Raw genomic sequence first — 23,203 nt, 5'->3', positions numbered from 1 at the left:
GTGCGCGCCGGACCGGGTATGGCAGAATCTGTGCGGAGACCGACACCCTAACACCGCCAACCCGGAAATCCGCCCGATGTTCACGGAAATTGTCCTGTTCCTGCTTGATACCGTCTTCACGCTGTTCGGCATGGCGCTGCTGCTGCGCCTCTGGATGCAACTGACCCGGCTGCCGTCGCGCAATCCCGTCTCGCAGGGCGTGTTCCAGGTCACGGACTGGCTCGTACGGCCGCTGCGCCGCATCATTCCGGGCTTCGGCGGCATCGACTGGGCCACGCTGATCGCCGCCTACCTGACCGCCGTGCTGTTCCTGGTCTGCCGCGCGCTGGTGCTGGATGCCGATCCGCTCGCCTTCCTGCCCGTGATCCTGGCGCTGGGCCTGCTCAACGTGCTCAAGTGGGGCATCAGCATGGTGATGTGGGTGACGCTGCTGATGGCCATCCTGTCGTGGGTCAACCCGCAGTCGCCGATGGCGCCGGCGCTCTGGCACCTGACCGCGCCGTTGCTGCGCCCGATCCAGCGGGTGGTGCCGCGCCTGGGCGGCTTCGACATCTCGCCGCTGATCCTGTTCGTGATCGCCCAGATCCTGCTGATGGTCATTGCCAGCGTGAGCCGTGGCGTGATCTGAGCCGCAAGGCTAGCATAAATCGACCCCCTAGGGTTAACCCTTATTGTCCAGATCGCTGGACAGTCTGTCGAGGATTTACCCTTTTTCCTGTGCGTGCCGAAGCCTACATTACAGCCACCGCGGACCCACCGCGATCTCTGCCAATAAGTAGGAACAGCACAACCATGAAGAAGACCCTTGCCCTCTCCCTCCTCGCCCTCGGCCTGGCCGCTGGCGCCACCGCTGCCCAGGCTTCGCAGTCGATCACCGACCTGGCCCGCCTCGACGGCGCCATCGGCCACGTCGGCCGTGCCGACCCGTTCACCGACGGCGCCCGTGGCGCGACCGAAAAGCGCGATGTCTACACCGAAGGCTCGCGCAGCGTGACGGAAAAGCGTGACGTGTACTCGGAAGGCGCCCGCACCGTGACCGAGCAACGCGACCAGTTCAGCGAAGGCGCCTGAGCCGCGTAGTGGTACCCAGGGCGGCGCAACGCCGCCCGGCAGCACCCCCGGGGCGCTCCCCTCGCCCCGCTAGACTTCCCCCTGCTCCATCCGCTCCATCCGCTCGAAGGCCTCGATTTGTGCCGCGGGCGCCATCCGCGCCGCCGGCTCGGCCAGATCGCCGAGGTCCGCGCCCATCATCGATTCGATGGCTTCCATGAACGCGCGCACCTTGCGCGGTTGCAGGCGCCGGTCTGGCAGCAGCGCGAAGACCCGCAGCGGCGGCAGCGGATAGTCGGGCATCACCCGCACCAGCCGGCCCTGCGCAATCTCCGTCTCGGCGGCCGTCATCGGCACCCGGGCGATGCCCAGCCCGGCCAGCGCCGCCTGCATGCGCAGCTCGGCGTTATAGGTCTGCATGCGCGGCCGGATCGGCACCGAGATGCGCTCGCCATCGCGCGCGAACTCCCAGACCGAGACGCCGGGCGTGGCCAGCGTCGGCATGTTCGAGAGATCTTCCGGGTGCATCTGCGCTGGCAGGCTGGCCGCCAGCGAGGGCGCGGCCACCAGGCCGCGTTCCACGTGCCAGATGCGCCGGGCGATGGTGCCGGAGTCGGGCAGCTCGGTTTCCACCGTAACGAAGGCGATGTCGAAGCCCTCGCGGATCGGATCGACCAGACCCTGGGAAATCTCCACGGTGATATCCAGGGCGGGATGTGCCGCAAGTGTCCGGCAGATCACACCACCCAGTTGCTGGGCCCCGAACTCGTACGGCGTGGCGATGCGCAGCATGCCCTGCACACGCTCCTCGCGCGCCAGGGTTTCCTGACGGATCTCGCGCAGCCGCGCGAACAGCGGGGCGACGTCGCGATAGACCGCGCCCCCGGCATCGGTGAGGCGCATGCGGCGCGTGGTGCGCTCGAGGAGTTTGGCGCCGATGGCCGTTTCCAGCCGCGCCACGGCGGCCGACACCCGGGATTTGGGGCAGTCCAGCGCTGCGGCCGCCGCCGTGAAGGTGCCCTGCTCGACGACGCAGCAGAACGCCTCCCAATCATTCCACTGAATTGTTTCGTTCACTGACCCGATACCTGCGACATTTTGCGATCGCACATTATGAGGGAGAGCGGGGCGTCCGTCAGCGTGGCGGTCGGTCGCGGCGGGGTGTGGCCGATCGCCCCGCACTAGCGATTCGGGCGCATTTCCACTACCCTTTCGGCCTTTCCGAGCCAATTTCCAGCCCATTCCGCAATGGCGAGCCCTGCCGATACCGAAACCTCCCGCACGCCGGGCGCCCCGTCCGCAGAGAAGCCGAGCGACAGCTATGTGCAGTCCTTCGCACGCGGGCTGTCCGTGATCCGCGCGTTCGACGCCCGCCACCCGACCCAGACGCTGACCGAGATCGCCCAGGCCAGCGGCCTCACGCGGGCTGGCGCGCGGCGTATCCTGCTCACGCTGGTGGGGCTGGGCTATGTGCAGGCCGATGGCCGCCAGTTCCGCCTCACGCCCAAGATCCTCGATCTCGGCTTCGCCTACCTGACCTCGATGCCGTTCTGGAACCTGGCCGAGCCAATCATGGAGGCGCTTTCGCAGTCGGTGCATGAAAGCTGCTCGATTTCCGTGCTCGACGGTACCGAGATCGTCTACGTGCTGCGCGTGCCGGCACGCAAGATCATGACGATCAACCTGTCCATCGGCAGCCGGCTGCCGGCCTATTGCTCGTCGATGGGGCGCGTGCTGCTGTCGGGGCTCGATGAAGACACGCTCGATCGCGTGCTGCGCGACACCGCGCTGGAGGCGCGCACGCGCCGCACCGTGACCGACATCGACCAGCTGAAGGCGCTGATTGCCGACATCCGCACGCGCGGCTGGGCGCAGAACGATCAGGAACTGGAGGAAGGGCTGGTCTCGCTGGCCGCGCCCATCCGCAACCGCGCCGGGCAGATCATCGCCGCCATCAATATCAGCGGGCAGGCCAACCGCACCAGCGCGCAGGAGATGGCGGATCGCTTCCTGCCACCGCTGCTGGAAGCCTCGGAGAAGATTTCCGGGCTGGTCGGCCTGCGGACCTAGGGCGGCGGACCTGGGGCGGCGGACCTGGGCTGAAGACGGGCTCAGACCCGCGGCTTCGGTTCCCAGGACACCGCGATATCGCCGTTGACGAAGGTCTGGCAGGCCATGCGGAAGCCGGCGCGCAGGTCGTCATCGCTCAGATGCTTGCGCTCCTTGGGCTTGACCGCGTCCGTATGCTCCAGCCCGCGATCGATGTGGCACTTGCAGGTGCCGCATAGCCCGCCGCCACACTTGAACGGAATGCCGCCCTGCTCGCGCAGCGACACGCGCAGCAGGTTGCTGTTGGCGGGCGCGCTGACGGTCTTGCCGGCATTTGTCACGAACTCGATTTCCACCTTGCGGATCTCCGGCGCCGCTATTGGCGCCACGGGCGCGGGGCTACCGCTCCCGCTTCCCATGTCCCCGGTGGTGTCGGCGGCAGCCGTCTCGATATCTGCCCGCATCATTGTTTCCTTAAAGAGAGGTCCATGCTGCCGAAGTGCGCCAGCGCCTGCAGCGCGGCCCGGGCAGCGTCGAGCGTGTCGAAGCGCTCGAGGAATTTCGATGGCACGTGGTTGACCACCGGCGGCGCGTCCGGGCCGCCGGTTTCGTCGATCACGGGCACTTTCACCGCCCCGTGCAGCGTGGCGATCACGAAGATCGCCTTCGGGCGGCCGTAGAACAGGTACTCGTAGGTCTCCACCGGCTCCACGCCGGGCACGGGCTCGGTGCGGAACTGGCCCGGCTTGCTGGTCAGGATCACGAACATGACGTCTGGGCCGCGGTCTTGGCCTGAGTCTTGGCCTGAGTCTCTTGTGCCTGGGTCTCTGGCTGCAGTTCCTCCTGCTCCAGCTCGATGTCATGCGTGAGCCAGATCTGGCAGGCGAGCCGGAAGCCCTGGTCGATCCGCTCGCCCAACTGCTTCTTTTCCTTCCAGTTCGGCGGCGGCAGGTGCTCGGCGCCGGCCAGCACGCGGCACGCGCACTTGGAGCACTTGCCCATGCCGCATTCGTAGCGCAGGTTCGGATACGGAAACTGCTTGATGCCGGCGCGGACGACGAGGTTGGTCTCGGGCTTGACCTCGTCCACGAAAACCTGCCCGTGCTTGTGAAAGACGACTTTCGGCATGTTGATGACTTCGCTGAAATCGGATGAAAGGAGCGGCGGTGCCCGGCGTCAGTGCCAGAGCAGCATCGCGCAGATCGTGGAAACGAACAGCCCTGCCAGCACGGGCAGCAGCAGCGCCCGCACCGCATCGAGCACGGGCACGCGCGCAAACCCGGCCACGGCGATCAGGGAGGACCAGGCGATCAGCGTGCCGCCGCCGGTCCAGACCGCACCCATCTGGCCAACCGCTGCCAGCGTGGCGGAGTCGAAACCCACCACCGGGCCCAGCGCGCCGGCCAGCGTGCCGGTGAGCGGCAGGCCGGCGAAGCCGGAGCCGTCGATGCCGGTGATCATGCCCACCAGCAGCACACCGAACGCCACGAACACGTGGTTGTCCGGAATCATGTGCTGGTAGGCCTGGATCAGCTCGAACAGCAGGCTGGGCGCCTTGCCGGCGTCCACGCCCAGGATCTGCGCGGCGGTCTCGCCGGCGCCCACGAAGAAGAAGCCGGCAATCGGCAGCACCGAGCCCATTGCCTTGAACGCGAACACGAAGCCATCGGTGATGTGCTCCGGGCAAACGTCGAGCATCTTGCGCGGCCCTTCGGCGGCCAGCGTGGCCAGCATCATCAGCAGCGCAGCCACGCCGCCCACCAGCGCCGCTGCCGCGCCGCCCTTGAGGTCGGGCATGCCGGCGGCCAGCTTGGGCAGCACCATCAACGACACCACGCAGATAAAGGCTACCGGCGTGAGGACCGCGAAGAACTTCGACCACTTGATGCGGCGCTTGGCCACCATCGCCAGGCTCTGTTCGATATTGGCGTCCGTTGCGAGCGGTTCCGGGTGCTGCGTGCCGCGCGCAATCTCCGCCTTGTCGAAGGTGCCGGTGGCTTCCATGGCCGTGTCCACGCCCGTGGCACGGGCCTGCCAGCGGTCCAGCAGCGCGCCGTTGGCCGGCACGATGTGGCGGCGCATCGACAGATAGGCCAGCGTCAGCGCGATGGTGCCGGTGATGATCGACAGGATCAGCGCCCGGTCTGCCACCACGGCAGCGCTGACCGCCGCGCCCGCCGCCTTGGCGCTGATGCCCGGCGCCACGCCGATCACGTAGTCCGACGAGAGCGCCATGCCCTGCCCCGCGATGGCGATGGCCATGGCGCCGGCCAGCGGCGGCAGCCCGGCGGCGATGGCCGCGGGCAGCAGGATGGCCGACACCAGCGGCACGGCCGGCGTGGGCCAGAAAAACAGCGAAATCACATAGGTGATGCCCGCCAGGATGAAGTAGGCGCTATGCCCGTTCTTCATGACGAGGCGGAACGGCTCCACCATGCGGATATCGGATCGCAACGATTTCAGCGCATTGAGCAGCGCCGTCATGAAGGCGATCACCAGGAAGATATTGAACAGTTCCTTGGCCGCGACGAGGCTGGCCGAGAAGATGCCCCCCAACGCGCTGACCGGGTTGCCCGTGATGGCGAGGATCACGAGGAAGGTGCCGACTATCGACGGCACGACAACGTTGGCCCGCAGGATCATCGTCAAGACGATGACTGCGACACCTAGCAGATACACCCAGTGTGCCAGGCCGATTTCTACGGTTTGTTGCATGAGGCTCCCCTGATCCTGATCTTGGGGCCCTTGTGGGGGCGGATGAAATAAAACCTGCCGTCGACCTCTTGGCTGCGTGCGTGCAGCGCTGTGCGTCGATCTAATTTGTATACTATATCCCGTTGATGCTTCCGAACAAGCGAAACCTGCATGGCTTGGGGTAATCCCCCAATGCGGTGCGAAAAGCCGCGTCAGTGCACGGTTTCAGCGCATCACGCACCACCCTGGAAGGCGCGCTCCAAAAAAATATCGATGCATCAGCGCTAGCAATTTTTCCGGTCATGTGTAGACTGTATACCGAATCGAGCCAGAACAGCCTTGAGCCCCCATCGAACATGCTCCATATCACCGACGAACGAATCGACCGACACGTGACAGCCCAGGACGCCCAGCAGGCGATGCTGGCGGCCTTCCAGAGTTTTGGACGCGGCGCGGCCGCGATGCAGGAACGGATCCGGACGGAGGCGGGCGGTGTGAAGCTTTCCACGCTTGGCGCGGTGATTCCGGAGCAGGAGGTGGCGGGGGCCAAGGTATATACGACGATCGCAGGACAGTTCTCATTTGTCATCCTGCTGTTTTCAACCGTTGACGGCCGCCCCCTGGCTTCATTCGATGCGGGCGCGATCACGCGGCTGCGCACGGCAGCGTGCACGGTGCTGGCGGCGCAGCGGCTGGCCCGGCCGGAGAGCGCCACGCTCGCACTGTTCGGCGCCGGCACGCAGGGCGTGCAGCATGCGGCGCAGTTGTCCGCCGCGCTGCCGCTGCGCCGCGTGCTGGTGGTCGATCCCTATGCCGATGCGGGGCTGCCCGACCGGCTCGCCGCGCAGTGCGGCATCCCCGTGACCTTTGCCGATCCGGCCGTGGCCGCCGCGCAGGCCGACATCATCGTCACCGCCTCGCGCTCGACCACGCCGCTGTTCTCGGGCGAGCTGATCCAGCCGGGCACCTTTATCGCCGCCATCGGCTCCAGCCTGCCCCACACCCGCGAACTCGACGACACCGCGCTGGCCCGCGCCGCCACCGTGGTGGTGGAGTGGCGCCCGCAGTCGCTGCGCGAGGCGGGCGACCTGGTGCTGGCCGACAAGGCGGTGCTGCCCGACAGCAAGATCGTGGAACTGGCCGATGTCCTGCTGGGCAAGCCAGTGCGCCGCCACGCGGACGACATCGTGATCTACAAGTCGGTCGGCGTCGGCCTGGAGGACATCGCCCTGGCCGGCATGGCCTATCGACGGATTACCGAAGCGGAGGCCGGGAAAGGCTGAGGCGCCCTGTGCCCAGTTGCCTTCTGCCGCCCAGATCCGATTGCAGAAAGTATACAAACAGCATTCCGATTCAAACCCGCCGCAGATAAGACGTCTCTCACGTCGCGGCTCACAACCACCCCTGAACCACCCCTCGTCAAAACAGGAGCCCCCAAATGGCCGAACTGATGAACCGTGAAGATTTCCGCGCCGCCCTCGAGAACGCAATCAAGGGCAAGAGCGCCAACCAGGCCCCCTTCAGCAAGGCATGGGCCGGCGGCACGCTCTCGCGCGACCACCTCGCCCGCTGGGCCGAGAACCACTATCACTACGTGGGCCCGTTCGCGGACTATCTCGCCTATATCTATGCGCGCACGCCGGACCACATGACCGAGGCCAAGGACTTCCTGCTGGCCAATATGTACGAGGAAGAAATCGGCGGCGACCGCCACACCGACCTGCTGATCCGCTTTGCCGAAGCCTGCGGCACCACCCGCGAGCGCGTGGTGGATGCGGACAACATGTCGCCGACCACGCGCGGCCTGCAAAGCTGGTGCTACGCCGTGGCCATGCGCGAAGACCCGGTGGTGGCCGTGGCCGGCCTGGTCGTGGGCCTGGAGTCGCAGGTGCCGTCGATCTACCGCAAGCAGACCCCCACGCTGCGCGAGAAGTACGGCTTCACCGATGAGGAAGTTGAATTCTTCGACCTGCACATCGTCTCCGACGAGATCCACGGCGAACGCGGCTACCAGATCGTGCTCGAGCACGCCAATACGCCGGAGTTGCAGCAGCGTTGCCTGAAGATCTGCGAGATTGGCGCCCAGATGCGACTGCTCTACACCACCGCGCTCTATTACGACTACGTGGACGGCACGCGCGAGACCGTGGCCGCCTGAGCGGCCCCCGCATCTGCCCCGGCTTGCTCCCTCGGGCAAGGCCGGGCGCCCCGCCCCCGTTCGCAAAGGCCACAGTCATGACCGAGACGTACCGCAACTACATCGACGGCGAATGGTGCGACAGCGCCAGCGGCCGTACCACCGACAACCTCAACCCGGCCGACACGCGCGACATCGTGAGCCGGCACGCCGCTTCGGACGCGCGTGACGCTGCCGCCGCCGTGGCCGCCGCCTCGGCCGCCTTCGACGCCTGGAAGACAACCCCGATCGGCAAGCGCGCGAAAATTCTCAACGATGCCGCCGCGCATCTGGAAGCCAACGCCGACGCCATCGCCGCCGAGCTGACCCGCGAGGAAGGCAAGGCGCTGTCGCTGGCGCGCGACGAAGTCATGCGCTCTGCCCAGACGCTGCGCTTCTACGCCGTGGAGGGACAGACCTACGGCGGTGAGACGTATCCTAACGATGACCCGGACATGCTGGTCTACAGCCAGCGCGAACCGCTGGGCGTGGTGACCGTGATCTCGCCGTGGAACTTCCCGGTGTCGATTCCGGCCCGCAAGATCGCGCCGGCGCTGATCACCGGCAACACCGTGGTCTTCAAGCCCTCGTCGGACGCGCCGCTCTCGGGCTACCGGCTGGCCGAAGCCTTCGTCAAGGCGGGCATTCCGAAGGGCGTGCTCAACTTCCTGACCGGCAGCGCTGCCGAGGTGGGCCCGACCATCGTCGAATCGCGCGCGGTGCGGGCGGTGTCGTTCACGGGCTCCACGGCGGCGGGCGAGCAGATCCACAAGTCCGTGCCGATGACCACGCGCACGCAGATGGAGCTGGGCGGTAAGAATCCTCTTATCGTGATGGAGGATGCCGACCTGGACAAAGCCGTGGACCTGGCCATCAAGGGCGGACTGTCGCTGTCCGGGCAGGCGTGCACCGGCACCAGCCGCATCCTCGTCATGCGCGAGGTGAAGCAGGCGTTCACGGACAAGCTCGTGGCCAAGGTCAGGACGCTGAAGATCGGCAGTGGCATGGCGGCCGGCATGGATCTTGGCCCGCTGGCCACGCGCAAGCAGCTGGAGACCGTGCTGGGCTACATCGCCGCCGGTAAGTCCGAAGCCACGTTGCTGTGTGGTGGCGAGGCACTGACGGAAGGCGATTTCTCGCACGGTTACTACGTCTCGCCAGCCGTGTTCACCGATGTCACGCCGACCATGCGCATCGCCCGCGAGGAGATCTTCGGCCCGGTGCTCGCCATCCTGGAAGTGGGCAGCTACGCCGAGGCCATCGCCGTGGCCAATGACTCCGAGTACGGCCTGTCCGCCGCCATCGCCACGCGCAATCCGCGCTACATGCACGATTTTGCGCACGACATCGAGTCCGGAACGGTGAAGATCAACCGCACCACCACCGGCAACCTCGTCAACGCGCCGTTCGGCGGGCTGAAGCGCTCGAGCACCTCCACGTTCCGGGAGTCGGGCCGCGCGGGGCTCGAGTTCTACACCCAGATCAAGACCATCTATCGCGGCTGCTAAGCCGTCAGTCCCCGGTTATTAAGGATTTCACGATGAAAAAGGCAATCAAGCTCGAATTGCGGGAAGCCCGCCGCATGGTGGCGGCGGCGGTGAAGAAGGCCGAGGAAATCGGCGTGCTGGAGTCCATCTGCATTGTCGATGAAGGCGGCTATCCGCTGCTGCTCGAGCGCATGGACGGCGCCCGCATCACCGGCCCGCAGATCGCCTGGAACAAGGCGTTCACGGCGGCCGGCCACAAGCGCTCCACGCACCTATTCAACACGGCGCCCAACGGCCCGGCGCTGCCCGGCAACGAGGCGTTCGGCATCCAGTGGAGCTTCGAAGGCAAGTTCGCGGTATTCGTCGGCGGCTACCCGGTGGTGGTCAACGGCGAGGTGGTTGGCGGCGTGGGCCTGTCCGGCGGCAACGGCGAGCAGGACACCGCCTGCGGCGTGGCCGCGCTGGAGGCGCTGCGCGACCTGCTGGCCGCCGAGGACCTGACCGTGCTGGCGCAGGCCGACATCAAGAAGTAAGCAGGAGCGCGGTCATGTCCCACGGTACCCATCCCCTCTATCGCATCGAGATTGCCGAGACGCAGCAGTCGTTCACGGCGCAGCCCGGCGAGTCCGTGCTGGATGCCGCGCTGCGCACGGGCGTCAGCCTGGCCCATGAATGCACCTTCGGCGGTTGCGGCACCTGCCGCGTGCGCGTGGTGGAAGGATCGGTCAGTTATGAAGAATTTCCGATGGGACTGACCGAAGACGAGGACGCCGCCGGCTTCGCCCTGGCCTGCCAGGCCCGGCCCACGGCCGACCTCGTCATCAGCACCGCGCGCGCCATGGAGCCGGCCGAGCCGGCACGCCGCGCGTCGGCCATCGTGCAGGCGGTGACGCCGCTCGCGGCCGACGTGCTGCACCTGCGCATGGCCCTGCCCGACGACGCGCCGCTGGCCTTCGCGCCGGGCCAGTACATGAAGATTCTGCTAGACGACGGGAGCCATCGCAGCTTCTCGATGGCATCCGCCCCGCGCGGCAACGAGGTGGACTTCCACGTGCGCCGCATTGCCGGCGGCCGCTTCACGGCGGGGCAGCTGCCACGCCTGCAACCGGGCGACCGGCTCGATGTGGAAGTGCCGCTCGGCAACTTCGCGCTGCGCAAGGAGGATTACCGCCCACTGCTGATGGTGGCCACGGGCACCGGCATTGCGCCCATCAAGAGCATGCTGGAGTCCCTGATGGACGACCCGGACTGCCCGCCGGTGTGGCTCTACTGGGGCATGCGGTCCGCATCGGACCTCTACCTGGACGACGAGATCCGCGCCTGGGGCGAGCGGCTCTACGATTTCCAGTACGTGCCGGTGCTGTCCCGCGCGGGCGCCGACTGGCAGGGCCGGCGCGGCTATGTGCACGAAGCCGTGGCGGCGGACCTGGGCGACCTGTCCGAGCATGCGATTTATCTCTGCGGCTCGCCCAACATGATCCGCGATGCGAAACAGCTGTTCACCGGACTCGGCGCGCAGGTACCGTTCCTGTATGCCGACGGGTTCACTTTCCAGCATCCGACGATGTAGTGGAATGTCTGGTCGCAAAGGTTGACGGTATACAATAGTGGCATTCACGCCGGTCCCATCGGTTCCATTTCGTTTCGACGGGCCGGCGCTTCAACGCTCAAGTTTCTTGCGCGCTCCACGATTTCCACGGCCGATCCCGACCATGAACGACGCCACCACCAGTGCCTTCAGCCCGAATCCGGACACCCCGGCTGCCAGCCTGGGCGCCCAGCATTCCCCGCTTTTCGCGCTTGTGACCGATACGTTGCGGCAGCGCATCCTCGGCGGCCAGTACGACCCCGGCGAGCGTCTGGTGGAGAACACGCTGTCGCAGGAGCTCGGCGTGTCCCGCATTCCGGTGCGCGAGGCGCTGCGCGCGCTGGCGGCGGAAGGGCTGGTCAAGATCGAGCCCCGGCGCGGGGCGTCGGTGGCGCGCCTGTCGCCCAATATCGCCCGCGAGATGGTCGAGGTCCGCGCCACGCTCGAGGGTCTCAACGCCAAGCTCGCCGCGCAACGCCGCGACCCCGCGCTGATTCTGGAAATCGAGAAGGTACTCAAGGAAGGCAACGACGCCGTGAACAGCGGCCAGACCGAGCGCTTCGTCGAACTGAACTCCAGGTTCCACGAACTGCTGGGCAATATCGCCGCCAACAGCGTGCTGCAGGACATGATGCGTTCGCTGCGCGAGCGCACGGGGCTGCTGTTCGCGCCGGCCAACCTGAGCCGCGCGCGCCTGAATTGGGACGAGCACGCCCAGATTCTCCAGGCCGTGATTGCCGGCGATGCCGACCTGGCCGCGCTGCTGGCTACGCGCCATGTGTTCAGTGCGGCAAAAGCTGTCGAAAACATGAACGGCGCCCCGGCAAGCGACACACCCGACAAGGACGCGTAACGCCCTCCGCCTGACGCTCCCGCCACATACCGGTGCACCGACGCCCGCCTTCGCGCGGGCGTCTGCACATGGTCATGCCCCGACCGCACCAGCAAATGGCGCGCCGCACCATCGCGGTGTATACTGTAGGCCGTTGTTAACCACAATAGGGAATGACCATCATGCAATACCCGGATGCTTCGTACCTCGGCCGTCCGGTCGGCGAGCAACTCCTGAAGCACTTTGCCCGCCGCGACGCGGTTCGGCACACCACCCCGCTGCTGCCTGTCCGTCTGGCCGATCTGTTTGCCCTGTTCCGTTCGGGCACGACCCGCGGCAACGCCGCCTGACGCACGCCACCCGCTGGACATCGCGCCAATGAAAAAGCCGCCATGATGGCGGCTTTTGTGTTTCTGGGACACAGCGCGCTTACAAGGCGGCCGGCGGCAACTCCACACTGCCGAATTCGGCTGACCGTGTGCCGGCCAGCGGCCGGTTGCTCGCGCCGAAGTAAGCGAACGCTACCGACAGCTTGACCGACTCGGCGTCGTTCCGGCCCGCCGCGTGAAACAGCCTGCTGTCGAACATCAGCACGTCGCCCCGATGCAGGGTCAGCGGCATCGCCCCTTTCAGCAGGCTCTGACTGTTGGGATGCGCCTCGACAAGGAATTCGGCCGGGTCGAGCTGCTCAGGCGCCAGTTTGGCCTGATGCGAGCCCGGAATCACACGCAAGACGCCATTTCGTTCGTCTTCATCGCCCAACGCCAGCCAAACCGTCACCAACTCGGGTTTCACGAATGACCAGTAGCGCGTATCGCGATGCCAACCCGTCTGGCTGCCAAAGTGCGGATGCTTGGTCATCACGCAGTTGTGGTGCGCCAGGGTCAGACGGGCGGGCTCGCCCAGCAGCGCCTCCACCGTGGCCACCACGTGCGGATCGCTGGCCCAGCGGCGGAATACCTCGTCACGGCCATAGGCCTGGCGCAGCCGGCGCACCGTGCCGCCCCCTTCGGCCTGGCGCGAGGCGGGCGCGCCGGGATAGCCCAGATCGGCCTCCAGCTCCACCGGCGGCACGGCGGCGGCCAGATGCTTGCGGGTCATGTCCTCCAGCGCGGCGCACATGGCCTCGCTGGCAAAGCGGCGCAGCACGATGTAGCCGCCCGCGTGGAATTCACGCGCAAGGCTGGCCAGACCCGCCTGGTCAGCCAGGGGCGCGGAGGAGTCGAAATCGAGGGAAACCGGGGCGCCGGAGGCGCGGTGTTGCGAGGCAGTCATCGGGGAGGGATGAGACCAATCTGAAAGTGGCAAGGCGCCAACAGATCGATGATGCCAGAAGCGGCGAGATCCGGCGCGGGCTGGCGGGCGATACGGCCCATTTCGCGTGAGACAACAGGACATTTGTCGCCCCGAATGCGTGCGGCAACCCACTGTCCGATGCGACCCCTACGCCGCTACAATGGCCGCACTCTGCACCTGCAGCCACGTCACCGGAGGCAACTCGTGACCGCCCGACCCAGGATCGTTGCCTCGCTCGCCGAGGCGCAAACCCAGCTAGGCCGCATCGTGCTGGGCAAGCCGCGCCAGGTGCGCCTTGCCCTGGCCTGCATGCTGGCCGGCGGCCACCTGCTGCTCGAGGACGTACCCGGCGTGGGCAAGACCACGCTCGCGCATGCACTGGCGCAGACGCTGGGCCTGCAGTACCAGCGGGTGCAGTTCACGAGCGATTTGCTGCCGGCGGATCTGGTTGGCGTCTCGGTCTTCCTGCGCGAGGCCAACGAGTTCCGTTTCCATCGCGGCCCGATCTTCGCCCAACTGGTGCTCGCCGACGAGATTAACCGCGCGCCCCCGAAAACCCAGAGCGCGCTGCTGGAAGCCATGGCCGAGCGGCAGGTGACCCACGACGGCACCACGCATGCGCTGCCCGCGCCGTTCTTCGTCGTCGCCACGCAAAACCCGCTCGAGCAGATCGGCACGCATGCGTTGCCCGAGTCGCAACTCGACCGCTTCACGATGCGGATCTCGCTCGGCTATCCCGATCCGGCCTTCGAGCGGGTGCTGTACCTCGGCGGGGCCGCCGAACAGCGCCCGGTGGCCGTGATGGACGCCGAGCAGGTGATGGCGCTGCAGGCCGCCGCCGCCAAGGTCTACGCGAGCCCGGCGCTGGTGGACTACGTGCTGGCGCTGGTGCAGGCCACGCGTGCGGAACCGGGCTTCGTGGCCGGGCTGTCGCCGCGTGCGGGGCTGGCGCTGCTGGCCTGCGCACGCGCGTGGGCGTTGCTGGAGCAGCGCGAGCTGGTGGTCCCCGAGGACGTGCAGGCCGTATTCGCGGCAGTGGCGGGGCACCGTCTGCTGCCGTCCGGCCATGGCGTGGGCCAGGGCGCCGGGGTGCTCGACCGCCTGCTGTCCAACGTCGCCATTCCCTGATTTCCGGCCCGCCATGCGGCAAGCCTCCGCCACCGCGCATCGTCCGCTGACCGCCTGGCTGCATCGCCAGCACGGGCCGGTCAATGGTGTGGTGACCTTCGATCGGCGCCATCTCTATATCCTGCCTACGCGCAGCGGGGCCGGCTTTGGCGTGCTGCTCGTGGCGATGCTGCTGACCTCGCTGAACTACAACATCAGCCTCGGCTTCGCGCTCACGTTCCTGCTCGCCGGCATTGGCATGGCGTGCATGTGGATGGCCTATCGCAATCTGCTGGAACTGGCGGTGTCCACGGGTGCCGCCTCTCCGGCCTTCGTGGGCGATGCGGCAGTCTTTGCGCTGAACGTGGACAACGCCGACCCAGCGGCCCGCATCGGCCTGGAGGCCCGCACGCCCCAATCCGAGGTGGCCACGCTGACCCTCGACGGCGACAGCCGGGGCACCTTGCCGCTGCGCGTGCCGGCCTCCGCGCGCGGGCGCCTGAAGCTGCCACGCGTCACGTTCTCCAGCCGCTTTCCGTTCGGCCTGTTCCGCGTGTGGAGCTACGCGGACTTGTCGCTGGTGGCTTTCGTCTATCCGGCGCCCGAGCCGAACGCTCCGCCACTGCCGCAAGTGGCCCGTCCGGACGACGCCGAGGACGGCACGCTGTCCGTCGCGTCGGACGATGGCATCGACCAGTTGCGCCGCTATCGCACTGGCGACCCGCTGCACCGCATCGCCTGGAAGCACAGCGCCCGTACGGGCCGGATGCTGAGCCGCACCGGGTCCACGCCGCGCCTGCCCGGCTGCTGGCTCGACTGGGACGCGCTGCCACCGGGCATGGATACGGAGGCCCGGTTGTCGCGACTGTGCGCGTGGGTGCTGGCCGCCGGCGACGACATCGAGATCGGCCTGCGCCTGCCCGGCGTGGCATTGCCGCCCGCCCAGGGTGCCGCCCATCGCCGCGCCTGCCTGGAAGCGCTGGCCGTGTGGCCGGAGCGGCGCGCGTCATGACGCGGCACGAAGTTCGCCCGATCGGGCATCAGGAACACGGCATGCTGATGGGCCAGCTCGCGCTGGTGCTGGCGCCGCAGGCGCGCTCGCTGCCGGTGTCGGTCAGCCTGCTGCTGCTGGTGCTGCTGGCCTGGCGCTGGCTGCTCTGGCGCCAGCGCGCACCGCTGCCGTCGAAGCTGATGCTCGGCGTATCGGCCGTGCTGGTACTGGTGACCGCCGCCGCGCTCGTGTGGCAGTCGGGCGGCAGCCTCGGACGCGAACTCTGCGTGGCGCTGCTGGGCGCGTTCGTCATCCTCAAGCTGCTGGAAACCCGGGCACTGTCCGATGCCACGCTGGTCACGCAACTGTCGTTCTACTTGCTACTGACGCTTTACCTCGCCGATCAGCCGTTCTGGCTGGCGATCTACAGCATGGCGATTGGCGCATGGATCCTGCGCAACTGGCTGCTGCTGCATCATCCGGAAGCGCGCGGGCGGCTGGCGATCTGGCCGCTGCTTGGCCGCATGGCGCTGATCGGCCTGCCGTGGGCGCTGTTCCTGTTCGTGCTGTTTCCACGACTCGACCATCCGCTGTGGCGGCTGCCGCAGTCCGAGCCGGTGGGCCGGACCGGCATTTCAGACACGATGAAACCCGGCAGCGTCGGCGAACTGATCCGCTCGCCCGAGGTGGCGTTCCGTGCCGATATCGTCGGGGATCCGCTGCCCGCCAGCGCGCTGTACTGGCGCGCGCTGGTGCTCTGGAACTATGACGGACTGGCGTGGCGGCCCGCCGATGGATCGATGCGGCCCATGCGCCCGGCCAACGGGCTGCGCGACGACGACGATGACGCCACGCCACCGCCCGCTGGTGTGCGCGCGTACAACGTCACGCTGGAGCCGAACCAGCAGGCGTGGCTGTACCTGCTCGACCGGGGCCTCGCGGTGTCTGGCAGCCTCGACGCCCGCGTCTCCGCCGACGACGAATTCTTCGCCCGCGCCCCGGTGGACCGGCCACTGCGCTACCGGGGCCACTCGACGCTGGCGGGCACTCCACAACCACTGTCGCGGCGCACGCTGGCGCTGTCGCTCGCGTTGCCGGAAGGCAATCCGCGCAGCCGCGAACTCGCTGCCAGCTGGATGGCGCAGTATCCCGACCCGTGGCAGCGCGTGCAGGCCGCACTGCGGCTTTTCGCCGGTGCACCCTTCGCCTACACGCTCTCCCCGCCGCCGCTGGGCAAGCAGCAGGTGGACAGCTTCCTGTTCGACACCCGCCGTGGCTTCTGCGAGCACTACGCCAGCAGCTTCGTGTTCCTGATGCGCGCCGCCGGCGTGCCCGCGCGCGCCGTGATGGGCTATCAGGGCGGCGAGTACAACCCGCTGGGCCGGCACTACATCATCCGGCAATCGGATGCTCACGCCTGGGCCGAGGTGTGGATCGCCGGGCGCGGATGGGTGCGCGTGGACCCGACCAGCGCCGTGGCGCCGAGCCGCGTGGAAGAAGGCGTGGACGCCGCCCTGAGCGGCGATGAAGCCGAGGCGCTACGTGCGTTGCGCGGGCCGGCATGGCTGCGGGACCTGCGCCTGGGCCTCGACGGACTGACCTATACGTGGCAGCGCTGGGTGCTCCAGTATGACCGGGCGCAACAGGGCCGGCTGCTGCAGAAGCTTGGCATGGATGGCCAGCTGCCGGCACTGCTGGCGGGCGGGCTGGCAACGCTGAGTCTTGTCGCACTGTTGCCGCTCTGGCTGCGGCAACGCCGGCTCGATCCACTCCAGGCGCTCTATGCCCGCTTCTGCGCGCTGCTGGCGCGCCATGGCTGCGCGCGCGGGGCATCGGAAGGGCCCGCCGATTTCGCACTGCGCGCCGCCGAGGCATTGCCAGGCGCCGCCACCGCCTTGCAGGCGTTCACACGCGACTACATCGCGCTGCGCTACGGCATGCCAGACGCCGCGAGCCGGCTGCAGGCGATGGCACGCATGCGCAAGGCGCTACTACTCGTACGGCGACAGGTGCGCTAACCGTCTCTCGCGCCATGGTTGGTTGCCATTCCCGTGTCCCGGGCATATAGTTACTTTTGTAACTATATCGGATGTAACAAATGCCCTTCGAACAGCGCATTGCCCGGTTCTGCGCGGAATACCCGGAAGCGCCGCACGACCTGATGCTCGCCTCCCGCCTCCTGCTGCGCTCCGCCAGATTGCTCCGACATCACATCGAGCGCGCGCTGGCGCCGCACGCGCTGGACATGGGCCAATACCTGGTCATGAGCCTGCTGGTCGCCGATGGCGGACAGCCGACCATGCCGTCGGAGCTTGGCGTCGCCATCGACGCCACGCGCACCCAGATGACGCGTCTGATAGACGGCCTGGAGGCGCGCGGGCTCGTGCAGCGCAAGACCTCCACCCAGGATCGGCGCAGCCTGGAACTGACGCTGACGGCGGAAGGCCGGGCGCTGCTGGAGCGCGCCGCGCCCGCCGTGCATGCCGCCTATGGCGAGGCCTGGGCGCCGCTGGGCAAGGACCGGCTGGCCGATGTCACACGCGACCTCGCGCAGCTGCACCAGAATCTCGCGGCGCTCGACGCGCAGCGGTCGTGAACCTGCCCGCCCCGCAAGGCGAGCGCGCCGGCCCTCGCTGGCCCGGTATGTTGAGTCGCCTGTTGAGCCGACCGCAGCGCCAGACGCTGCTGATGATGCTGCTCGCACTGGCCACCGGCGTGGAGTTCCTCGAGAACATCATGTTCGTGTTCGCGTCGAGCCATATCGTCGGCGGCATCGATGCAGATCCGCGTAGCTTTGCGCTGGTGCAGGCGGCCTATGCCGTGGGCAGCATGCTGATGATTCTCAAGCAGCAATGGCTGGCGCAGCGCTTCGGCTATCGCTACTACCTGACGGCGTCGTTGCTGCTGTTCATGGCCGGCACGCTCGGCGCGGCCACCAGCACCGGCTTGACCCAGATGGTGGCCGCCCGCTTCGTGCAAGGCGTGGGCGGCGGCGCGCTGTTCACCAGTTGCCGGATTCTCGTGAATCTGATGTTCGGCCCGGCTGACCGGCCGCGCGCCACACGCATCTTCATGCTGGGGATCTTCGGCGCGTCGGCGCTGGGGCCGGCGTTCGCGGCCGAGCTGGTCGAGCGCGGGGTCTGGCAGGATGTGTTCTACGGCGTGCTGCCGTTCGCGGCGCTGGCCACGCTCGGCGCCTGGCTGCTCCTGCCCGATGCCGAGCCGCGCGACGATGTGGGCGGCCCGGCGCTCGGCCCGTTGCTGCTGTTCGGCGTGGCCATCGTGGCGCTCCAGGCATCCCTGACCGAAGCGCGCTTCGACCTGTTCTCGCATCCCGCGCGCGTGGCCGTGGTCGCCGCGCTAGCCCTGGCACTGCTGGCCGGCTTCCTGTGGCACCAGTGGCACCACGCCACGCCGGTGCTACGACTGCGCGCGCTGCGCCACCCCGTCTACCTGACCGGGCTGGCCATGTATTTCGTCTACTACATGATCAGCAACCTGAGCGGCTACGTCTTCCCGATCTACGCCGAACAGGCACTCTGGTTCCCGCTGGCCACCACGGGCTGGCTCAACACGCTGGCCGCCACGATCAGCCTCGCCGGTATCTGGTGCTATCTGCGCGTAGCGCGGCACCTCAAGCACAAGAAGCCGGTCATGGTGGCGGGCCTGCTGCTGATGGCGGGCGCGATGACGTGGTTTTCGATGATGCCGCCCGACGTCGGGCCGGTGGCGCTGCTGCCCGGGCTCGTGGGCAAGGGGCTGTTCGGTGTGATGGTCATCATCCCGATTGCCGGGCTGACGTTCCGCTCGCTGGCCGACGACGACGACTTCGCCCACGGCTACCGCAGCAAGAACCTGATGCGGCAGATTGCCAGCTCGTTTGCGTCGGCCCTGGGGGCGGTGCTGCTGCAAAACCGGCAGTTCGCGGTGCATACCAGCCTGACCCATGCCATCGGGCAACACCCCGCCGAGACGGCGCGGTGGATGGAATCGGCACAAAAGGCGCTGGTGGCGCGGGGCTTTGATGCCGGACAGGCGCACGCGGGCGCGCTGGCGCAATTGGCGACAATCGTCGACCAACAGGCACGGCTAATTGCCTGCGAGGATCTCTATCGATTGATTGCCGTGCTCGCGCTGGTGGCGGCAATCGGCATGTTCGCGCAGCGTCGGCTGGACTAGCGCCCAGACTGTGGACGGCGCGGTGAGGATACGACTAGGGGCGGGAGAGGTTTCCGCCCGTCAGAACAGCGACAGCTGGCGCATGCCGAAGCCGATGGTTTCTTCCACGCGGGCACGCGCATGGGCCAGCGAGCCCTCGGCGCCGGAGTAGTTGCCGGCCGCCCAACGGTAGACCACGGGGAGTTCGCCGCGATCGGAGAGGTGGACCTCGCCAAGCTTTTCGCCGCGTTCGTTACGGTAGAAATGAGAACGGTAGCCGCGCTCCCAGTGCGGAGCGGCTTCCTTCTTGCGGCGACGCGGGGTCGTCGGCTTGGTGGTGGCAGGCGTCAGGCGCCGCGTTCGGTCGGTACCCGGCGAGATGGGGGCGCGGGTGAAATCCAACTGCATAGACTTCCTTGTTCTGTCGATTCAGCAAGAACCAGACGTGGCGGCCATGGCCACCACACGCTTCATGCATCGCAGTCGAGATCATACCTGCTCAAACGCGTTTTTGGGATGTTTTATCGCCCTGAATTCGGCCTCTGGCAAGGGTTTGCGGGCCGTATACCGGTTTACGGTATACGGCCTGTATACGTAAACCGGGCACCGTAAACCCGGTTTTCCGGACCCCGTTAACCGAGGTCGAGGGGGATGAAAATCCGGGCGTCGTCACGTTGCACGAGCAGCGCAACCTGCTTGCCGGACTTCGACACGAGAGCCCGCAGCTGCTCCGCCGAACTGATCGGCGTGCCGTTCAGCGACAGGATGACATCACCCGGCTGAATGCCCACGCGCGCGGCCGGACCGGCTACGTCTTCCACTACCAACCCGCCATCGATGCCGCTGTCCCGCTTCTCCGCCGGCGTGAGCGGGCGCACCGCGAGGCCGAGCTTGCCGCCGGTATCGCCACCATTCGCCTTCTGCGCCACGGCCCCTTCCTGGGCCGTGCCCACCTTGACGGTCAGCGTCAGCGGCTCACCCTTGCGGATGACCTTGAGCTGGGTCTGCGTGCCGGGCTTCATGTCGGCGACGTGCTCCGGCAGATCGCCTGAATGGTCGATGACATCGTCGCCCAACTGCACGATCACATCGCCCGGCTTCAGGCCGGAGCGGGCCGCGGGGCTGTCCGGCTCGATCGAATTGACCAGCGCACCGGCCGGCTTGGGCAGGTTGAAGGACTGCGCCAGGGCCTGGTTGACCTCCTGCACCGAGATGCCGAGGCGGCCGCGCGTGACCTTGCCATGCGCCACCAGTTGCTCCTGCACCTTCGTCGCCACGTTGATCGGAATCGCGAACGACAGCCCCTGGTAGCCACCGGTCTGGCTATAGATCTGCGAGTTGATGCCGATCACTTCGCCCCGTTGGTTGAACAGCGGGCCGCCGGAGTTGCCGGGATTCACCGCCACATCGGTCTGGATGAACGGCACATAGGTGTCGTCCGGCAGCGAGCGGGACTTGGCGCTGACGATGCCGGCAGTGACCGTGTTTTCGAAACCATAGGGCGAGCCGATGGCCAGCACGGGCTCGCCGACGCGGATCTTCGACGGATCGCCAAGTCGCACCGTGGGCAGGTTCTTCGCATCGATGCGAATCACGGCGATGTCGGTCTGCGGATCCGCGCCGAGCACCTTGGCCTTGAATTCGCGACGATCGGTCAGTTTGACGGTGACTTCCGTGGCGTTGTCGACCACGTGAGCATTGGTAAGAATCAGCCCATCGGAACTGACGATGAAGCCGGAGCCCAGGCCGCGCACCAACTGCGGCTGGCTGCTCTGCGGCCCCTGGAACTGCGGGCCGAAGCGTTTGAAGAACTGGAACAGCGGATCGTCGGGATCGATACCCTGCGGCGCCTGCGCGGAGGTCCGTTGGGCGCGCGCGGTGACGCTGATGTTCACCACGGCGGGGCCGTACTGGTCGACGATGCCCGAGAAGTCGGCCGGCGTAGCGACGGCGACGGGCGCGCCGGAGGCCGAAGCCGTGACGGGCGTCGGCGCGGCGTAGCCGGGGGTGATGGCATCCTTCTGGAGATAGGCATAACCGCCGGCCAGCGCAACGAGCGCGGCGACACCGACGGCGGAGCGGGCAAAAGTCTGGCGAATCATGGTCTTTCCTTTCTGGTTTGGCTTCTTGCGCGGACGCAGGAGTTGCGGCGCGATGGAAGCATCCTAAGCAGCCATCCTTAAACCAGACTTAAAGTTTCGCCCCATCTCGCCCGCGTCACCTATCCTCAATAGTCACGATAGAAAATTTATCTTGCACACAATTTAATTGTGTATAAGATAGAGCCATGGCTGACGCAACGAACTCTCCCGCTACCGATGAATGGCTCCGGCTGGATCAACAGCTCTGCTTCGCGCTGTATTCCACGTCGCTGGCAATGACCAAGATCTACAAGCCGATTCTGGGTGAGCTTGGACTCACTTATCCGCAGTATCTGGTCATGCTCGTGTTATGGGAGACGGACAAGCTAACGGTGTCGGCACTGGGGGAACGGTTGACGTTGGACTCCGGGACACTGACCCCGCTGCTCAAGCGGCTGGAGGTCGCCGGGTTCGTGGCACGGGCACGCGATGAAGAAGATGAGCGACGCGTGCTGGTCAGCCTGACGGATGCCGGCCGGCGCCTGCGCGCATCGGCGGAAGGTATCCCGGAAAAGATGTTGTGCGCGACGCAGTGCTCGATCGAGGAGATCCAGGCATTGACGGCGCGCCTGCATGAGATGCGGACCACGCTGGACAATGCACGGTCCGAGGATTGAGTTGCCGATTTCGGCATGATTTTGAAACGCCCCCGAGCGGGCATCGCTAGGAGAATGCAAATGAAACTCGAGAAAGTCCTGTACACCGCCCACGCATCCGCAACCGGTGGCCGCGATGGCCGCGCCGTGACGTCCGATAATCAACTGGATGTGAAGCTGGCCGTACCCAAGGAAATGGGTGGCAAGGGTGATGGCCTGAATCCCGAGCAACTGTTCGCGGCTGGCTATTCGGCATGTTTCCTGGGCGCGATCCGTTTCGTGGCCAGCCAGCAGAAGATCACGGTCTCGCCGGACGCCAAGATCGAAGGCGCCGTCGGCATCGGCCAGATTCCGCAGGGCTTTGGTATCCAGGCCGATCTGAAGATCTCGCTGCCGGGCATGGATAAAGAAGCGGCCCAGAAGCTGGTGGAAGCGGCTCACCAGGTCTGCCCGTATTCGAACGCCACGCGCGGCAACATCGAGGTGACGCTGACGGTGGTCTAAATTTGGCTACTGCTGCGATCACAAACAAAAACGCCGGCAAATTTGCCGGCGTTTTTGCTTTTATGCATTGTCTTCCGTTTCGAGCACCGCGCAAAACGCGCGCTTTTGCACGGCCGACATGCGCTTGGTGGCCAGCTCGGCCTTCAACGCTTCCGATTTGTTGTCGTAGCGAAGCCATCCAAGCAGGCGCCTGGGTTTCCGGGAACGCGTGTATTTGGCACCAATCCCGGCAAGGTGCTGGGCATAGCGGCGCTGGACGTCAGTGGTAATCCCCGTGTAGATCGAATTGCCTTCGCATTCGAGCAGGTAGAGATACCAGGGGGCTTCTTCGTCAGAGGGCATGGCAGGCAGATCATAAGCGTTTTCGTCACGAAAATACCAATCTGTCGCCGCAAAAGCAAAACCCCCAGCCTTTTGGGGCTGGGGGTTTTGGGTATAAGAGCCTGGCGATGACCTACTTTCACACGGGTAGTCCGCACTATCATCGGCGCAAAGTCGTTTCACGGTCCTGTTCGGGATGGGAAGGGGTGGTTC

At 66.7% G+C, this 23,203-nt stretch carries 26 protein-coding genes and 1 rRNA gene; 17 read left to right on the top strand and 10 right to left on the bottom strand.

Going from position 1 to position 23,203, the window contains the following annotated elements; translation table 11 throughout:
• Positions 1 to 76 precede the first annotated feature (76 nt).
• Positions 77 to 628 carry a YggT family protein gene (locus AB4120_RS07595; RefSeq protein ID WP_149138651.1) on the top strand — a complete coding sequence of 184 codons (552 nt, stop codon included), beginning with the start codon at positions 77 to 79 and terminating at the stop codon, positions 626 to 628.
• Positions 629 to 792: 164 nt separating this feature from the next.
• A complete protein-coding gene (locus tag AB4120_RS07590) occupies positions 793 to 1,071 on the top strand; it encodes a hypothetical protein (RefSeq protein WP_149138650.1) in 279 nt (92 codons plus the stop codon).
• 69 nt (positions 1,072 to 1,140) lie between these two features.
• Here AB4120_RS07590 and AB4120_RS07585 read toward each other — a convergent pair whose 3' ends face one another.
• Complete coding sequence (locus AB4120_RS07585; RefSeq protein ID WP_441642112.1) at positions 1,141 to 2,127, bottom strand: LysR family transcriptional regulator; 987 nt, start codon at positions 2,125 to 2,127, stop codon at positions 1,141 to 1,143.
• A gap of 171 nt (positions 2,128 to 2,298) precedes the next feature.
• On the opposite strand from AB4120_RS07585, the gene AB4120_RS07580 reads away from it, so the two are divergent.
• Entirely contained in the window at positions 2,299 to 3,120 is an 822-nt protein-coding gene (locus AB4120_RS07580) for an IclR family transcriptional regulator (protein WP_149138649.1), read from the top strand.
• Positions 3,121 to 3,161: 41 nt separating this feature from the next.
• On the opposite strand, the gene AB4120_RS07575 is transcribed toward AB4120_RS07580, so the two are convergent.
• Genes AB4120_RS07575 through AB4120_RS07560 form a run of 4 tightly spaced genes read right to left on the bottom strand, consistent with a single transcriptional unit; the run spans position 3,162 to position 5,814 of the window.
• Complete coding sequence (locus tag AB4120_RS07575) at positions 3,162 to 3,518, bottom strand: 2Fe-2S iron-sulfur cluster-binding protein (RefSeq protein WP_149139360.1); 357 nt, start codon at positions 3,516 to 3,518, stop codon at positions 3,162 to 3,164.
• A gap of 44 nt (positions 3,519 to 3,562) precedes the next feature.
• A complete protein-coding gene (locus AB4120_RS07570) occupies positions 3,563 to 3,868 on the bottom strand; it encodes a ferredoxin (protein ID WP_144199759.1) in 306 nt (101 codons plus the stop codon).
• Complete coding sequence (locus AB4120_RS07565) at positions 3,859 to 4,227, bottom strand: 2Fe-2S iron-sulfur cluster-binding protein (RefSeq protein ID WP_262389723.1); 369 nt, start codon at positions 4,225 to 4,227, stop codon at positions 3,859 to 3,861. Before AB4120_RS07565 ends, AB4120_RS07570 begins: the two co-directional genes overlap by 10 nt.
• Before the next feature lie 48 nt (positions 4,228 to 4,275).
• A complete protein-coding gene (locus tag AB4120_RS07560) occupies positions 4,276 to 5,814 on the bottom strand; it encodes a hypothetical protein (RefSeq protein WP_149138648.1) in 1,539 nt (512 codons plus the stop codon).
• A gap of 335 nt (positions 5,815 to 6,149) precedes the next feature.
• On the opposite strand from AB4120_RS07560, the gene AB4120_RS07555 reads away from it, so the two are divergent.
• The 7 genes from AB4120_RS07555 (at position 6,150) to AB4120_RS07525 (ending at position 12,226) form a co-directional block, all read left to right on the top strand.
• On the top strand, positions 6,150 to 7,076 hold the full coding sequence (locus AB4120_RS07555; protein WP_149139359.1) for an ornithine cyclodeaminase family protein: 927 nt from the start codon (positions 6,150 to 6,152) through the stop codon (positions 7,074 to 7,076).
• 155 nt (positions 7,077 to 7,231) lie between these two features.
• Positions 7,232 to 7,951: a TenA family transcriptional regulator gene (locus AB4120_RS07550; RefSeq protein WP_144199753.1), complete on the top strand. Its 720-nt coding sequence runs from the start codon at positions 7,232 to 7,234 to the stop codon at positions 7,949 to 7,951.
• 77 nt (positions 7,952 to 8,028) lie between these two features.
• A complete protein-coding gene (locus AB4120_RS07545; protein WP_149138647.1) occupies positions 8,029 to 9,477 on the top strand; it encodes an aldehyde dehydrogenase family protein in 1,449 nt (482 codons plus the stop codon).
• Positions 9,478 to 9,509: 32 nt separating this feature from the next.
• Positions 9,510 to 9,989 (top strand): GlcG/HbpS family heme-binding protein, encoded by a 480-nt coding sequence (locus tag AB4120_RS07540; RefSeq protein ID WP_149138646.1) that lies wholly within the window; start codon positions 9,510 to 9,512, stop codon positions 9,987 to 9,989.
• 14 nt (positions 9,990 to 10,003) lie between these two features.
• A complete protein-coding gene (locus tag AB4120_RS07535) occupies positions 10,004 to 11,026 on the top strand; it encodes a 2Fe-2S iron-sulfur cluster-binding protein (RefSeq protein WP_149138645.1) in 1,023 nt (340 codons plus the stop codon).
• A 142-nt stretch (positions 11,027 to 11,168) separates the two neighbouring features.
• Positions 11,169 to 11,897, top strand: a complete 729-nt coding sequence (locus tag AB4120_RS07530; protein WP_149138644.1) for a GntR family transcriptional regulator — start codon at positions 11,169 to 11,171, stop codon at positions 11,895 to 11,897.
• A gap of 152 nt (positions 11,898 to 12,049) precedes the next feature.
• On the top strand, positions 12,050 to 12,226 hold the full coding sequence (locus AB4120_RS07525) for a hypothetical protein (RefSeq protein WP_187645311.1): 177 nt from the start codon (positions 12,050 to 12,052) through the stop codon (positions 12,224 to 12,226).
• Between the two features lie 79 nt (positions 12,227 to 12,305).
• On the opposite strand, the gene AB4120_RS07520 is transcribed toward AB4120_RS07525, so the two are convergent.
• Positions 12,306 to 13,151, bottom strand: a complete 846-nt coding sequence (locus AB4120_RS07520; protein ID WP_441642111.1) for a phytanoyl-CoA dioxygenase family protein — start codon at positions 13,149 to 13,151, stop codon at positions 12,306 to 12,308.
• Between the two features lie 225 nt (positions 13,152 to 13,376).
• Between AB4120_RS07520 and AB4120_RS07515 the strand changes: the two genes are divergently transcribed.
• The 5 genes from AB4120_RS07515 to AB4120_RS07495 all read left to right on the top strand — a co-directional run bounded on the left by AB4120_RS07515 (position 13,377) and on the right by AB4120_RS07495 (position 19,449).
• Positions 13,377 to 14,300, top strand: coding sequence for an AAA family ATPase (locus AB4120_RS07515; RefSeq protein ID WP_149138643.1), 924 nt, complete (start codon positions 13,377 to 13,379; stop codon positions 14,298 to 14,300).
• A 13-nt stretch (positions 14,301 to 14,313) separates the two neighbouring features.
• Positions 14,314 to 15,291, top strand: coding sequence for a DUF58 domain-containing protein (locus AB4120_RS07510; RefSeq protein WP_149138642.1), 978 nt, complete (start codon positions 14,314 to 14,316; stop codon positions 15,289 to 15,291).
• Positions 15,288 to 17,288, top strand: coding sequence for a transglutaminase TgpA family protein (locus AB4120_RS07505; RefSeq protein ID WP_149138641.1), 2,001 nt, complete (start codon positions 15,288 to 15,290; stop codon positions 17,286 to 17,288). Before AB4120_RS07510 ends, AB4120_RS07505 begins: the two co-directional genes overlap by 4 nt.
• 80 nt (positions 17,289 to 17,368) lie before the next feature.
• Positions 17,369 to 17,866: a MarR family winged helix-turn-helix transcriptional regulator gene (locus AB4120_RS07500; RefSeq protein ID WP_149138640.1), complete on the top strand. Its 498-nt coding sequence runs from the start codon at positions 17,369 to 17,371 to the stop codon at positions 17,864 to 17,866.
• 47 nt (positions 17,867 to 17,913) lie between these two features.
• On the top strand, positions 17,914 to 19,449 hold the full coding sequence (locus AB4120_RS07495; RefSeq protein ID WP_149139358.1) for an MFS transporter: 1,536 nt from the start codon (positions 17,914 to 17,916) through the stop codon (positions 19,447 to 19,449).
• Positions 19,450 to 19,509: 60 nt separating this feature from the next.
• On the opposite strand, the gene AB4120_RS07490 is transcribed toward AB4120_RS07495, so the two are convergent.
• Entirely contained in the window at positions 19,510 to 19,836 is a 327-nt protein-coding gene (locus AB4120_RS07490) for a hypothetical protein (RefSeq protein WP_149138639.1), read from the bottom strand.
• A 224-nt stretch (positions 19,837 to 20,060) separates the two neighbouring features.
• The gene (locus tag AB4120_RS07485) at positions 20,061 to 21,530 is read right to left on the bottom strand and encodes a DegQ family serine endoprotease (RefSeq protein ID WP_149138638.1); all 1,470 of its coding nucleotides are present in this window, start codon (positions 21,528 to 21,530) and stop codon (positions 20,061 to 20,063) included.
• A gap of 185 nt (positions 21,531 to 21,715) precedes the next feature.
• On the opposite strand from AB4120_RS07485, the gene AB4120_RS07480 reads away from it, so the two are divergent.
• Together AB4120_RS07480 and AB4120_RS07475 are read left to right on the top strand one after the other, a co-directional pair.
• Positions 21,716 to 22,186, top strand: coding sequence for a MarR family winged helix-turn-helix transcriptional regulator (locus tag AB4120_RS07480; RefSeq protein WP_149138637.1), 471 nt, complete (start codon positions 21,716 to 21,718; stop codon positions 22,184 to 22,186).
• Positions 22,187 to 22,246: 60 nt separating this feature from the next.
• Positions 22,247 to 22,669, top strand: a complete 423-nt coding sequence (locus AB4120_RS07475; protein ID WP_092296121.1) for an organic hydroperoxide resistance protein — start codon at positions 22,247 to 22,249, stop codon at positions 22,667 to 22,669.
• Positions 22,670 to 22,729: 60 nt separating this feature from the next.
• On the opposite strand, the gene AB4120_RS07470 is transcribed toward AB4120_RS07475, so the two are convergent.
• Both AB4120_RS07470 and rrf read right to left on the bottom strand, forming a co-directional pair.
• A complete protein-coding gene (locus AB4120_RS07470) occupies positions 22,730 to 23,011 on the bottom strand; it encodes a GIY-YIG nuclease family protein (protein ID WP_441642151.1) in 282 nt (93 codons plus the stop codon).
• Positions 23,012 to 23,110: 99 nt separating this feature from the next.
• A 5S ribosomal RNA gene (gene rrf, locus AB4120_RS07465) occupies positions 23,111 to 23,203 on the bottom strand; the annotation flags it as partial.

The organism is Cupriavidus sp. 2KB_3, from assembly GCF_052115685.1.
GTDB lineage: Bacteria > Pseudomonadota > Gammaproteobacteria > Burkholderiales > Burkholderiaceae > Cupriavidus > Cupriavidus campinensis.
This window is presented reverse-complemented; position numbering and strand designations above follow the sequence as displayed.

Excerpts from the sequence above, each read along its gene's own strand:
- AB4120_RS07520 (WP_441642111.1), bottom strand. The coding sequence starts at position 13,151 with ATGACTGCCTCGCAACACCGCGCCTCCGGCGCCCCGGTTTCCCTCGAT.
- AB4120_RS07490 (WP_149138639.1), bottom strand. The coding sequence starts at position 19,836 with ATGCAGTTGGATTTCACCCGCGCCCCCATCTCGCCGGGTACCGACCGA.
- AB4120_RS07550 (WP_144199753.1), top strand. The coding sequence starts at position 7,232 with ATGGCCGAACTGATGAACCGTGAAGATTTCCGCGCCGCCCTCGAGAAC.
- AB4120_RS07530 (WP_149138644.1), top strand. The coding sequence starts at position 11,169 with ATGAACGACGCCACCACCAGTGCCTTCAGCCCGAATCCGGACACCCCG.
- AB4120_RS07485 (WP_149138638.1), bottom strand. The coding sequence starts at position 21,530 with ATGATTCGCCAGACTTTTGCCCGCTCCGCCGTCGGTGTCGCCGCGCTC.
- AB4120_RS07505 (WP_149138641.1), top strand. The coding sequence starts at position 15,288 with ATGACGCGGCACGAAGTTCGCCCGATCGGGCATCAGGAACACGGCATG.
- AB4120_RS07595 (WP_149138651.1), top strand. The coding sequence starts at position 77 with ATGTTCACGGAAATTGTCCTGTTCCTGCTTGATACCGTCTTCACGCTG.
- AB4120_RS07560 (WP_149138648.1), bottom strand. The coding sequence starts at position 5,814 with ATGCAACAAACCGTAGAAATCGGCCTGGCACACTGGGTGTATCTGCTA.
- AB4120_RS07500 (WP_149138640.1), top strand. The coding sequence starts at position 17,369 with ATGCCCTTCGAACAGCGCATTGCCCGGTTCTGCGCGGAATACCCGGAA.
- AB4120_RS07580 (WP_149138649.1), top strand. The coding sequence starts at position 2,299 with ATGGCGAGCCCTGCCGATACCGAAACCTCCCGCACGCCGGGCGCCCCG.
- AB4120_RS07565 (WP_262389723.1), bottom strand. The coding sequence starts at position 4,227 with ATGCCGAAAGTCGTCTTTCACAAGCACGGGCAGGTTTTCGTGGACGAG.
- AB4120_RS07570 (WP_144199759.1), bottom strand. The coding sequence starts at position 3,868 with ATGTTCGTGATCCTGACCAGCAAGCCGGGCCAGTTCCGCACCGAGCCC.
- AB4120_RS07590 (WP_149138650.1), top strand. The coding sequence starts at position 793 with ATGAAGAAGACCCTTGCCCTCTCCCTCCTCGCCCTCGGCCTGGCCGCT.
- AB4120_RS07510 (WP_149138642.1), top strand. The coding sequence starts at position 14,314 with ATGCGGCAAGCCTCCGCCACCGCGCATCGTCCGCTGACCGCCTGGCTG.
- AB4120_RS07545 (WP_149138647.1), top strand. The coding sequence starts at position 8,029 with ATGACCGAGACGTACCGCAACTACATCGACGGCGAATGGTGCGACAGC.
- AB4120_RS07555 (WP_149139359.1), top strand. The coding sequence starts at position 6,150 with ATGCTCCATATCACCGACGAACGAATCGACCGACACGTGACAGCCCAG.
- AB4120_RS07575 (WP_149139360.1), bottom strand. The coding sequence starts at position 3,518 with ATGGGAAGCGGGAGCGGTAGCCCCGCGCCCGTGGCGCCAATAGCGGCG.
- AB4120_RS07540 (WP_149138646.1), top strand. The coding sequence starts at position 9,510 with ATGAAAAAGGCAATCAAGCTCGAATTGCGGGAAGCCCGCCGCATGGTG.
- AB4120_RS07470 (WP_441642151.1), bottom strand. The coding sequence starts at position 23,011 with ATGCCCTCTGACGAAGAAGCCCCCTGGTATCTCTACCTGCTCGAATGC.
- AB4120_RS07525 (WP_187645311.1), top strand. The coding sequence starts at position 12,050 with ATGACCATCATGCAATACCCGGATGCTTCGTACCTCGGCCGTCCGGTC.
- AB4120_RS07480 (WP_149138637.1), top strand. The coding sequence starts at position 21,716 with ATGGCTGACGCAACGAACTCTCCCGCTACCGATGAATGGCTCCGGCTG.
- AB4120_RS07535 (WP_149138645.1), top strand. The coding sequence starts at position 10,004 with ATGTCCCACGGTACCCATCCCCTCTATCGCATCGAGATTGCCGAGACG.
- AB4120_RS07495 (WP_149139358.1), top strand. The coding sequence starts at position 17,914 with ATGTTGAGTCGCCTGTTGAGCCGACCGCAGCGCCAGACGCTGCTGATG.
- AB4120_RS07475 (WP_092296121.1), top strand. The coding sequence starts at position 22,247 with ATGAAACTCGAGAAAGTCCTGTACACCGCCCACGCATCCGCAACCGGT.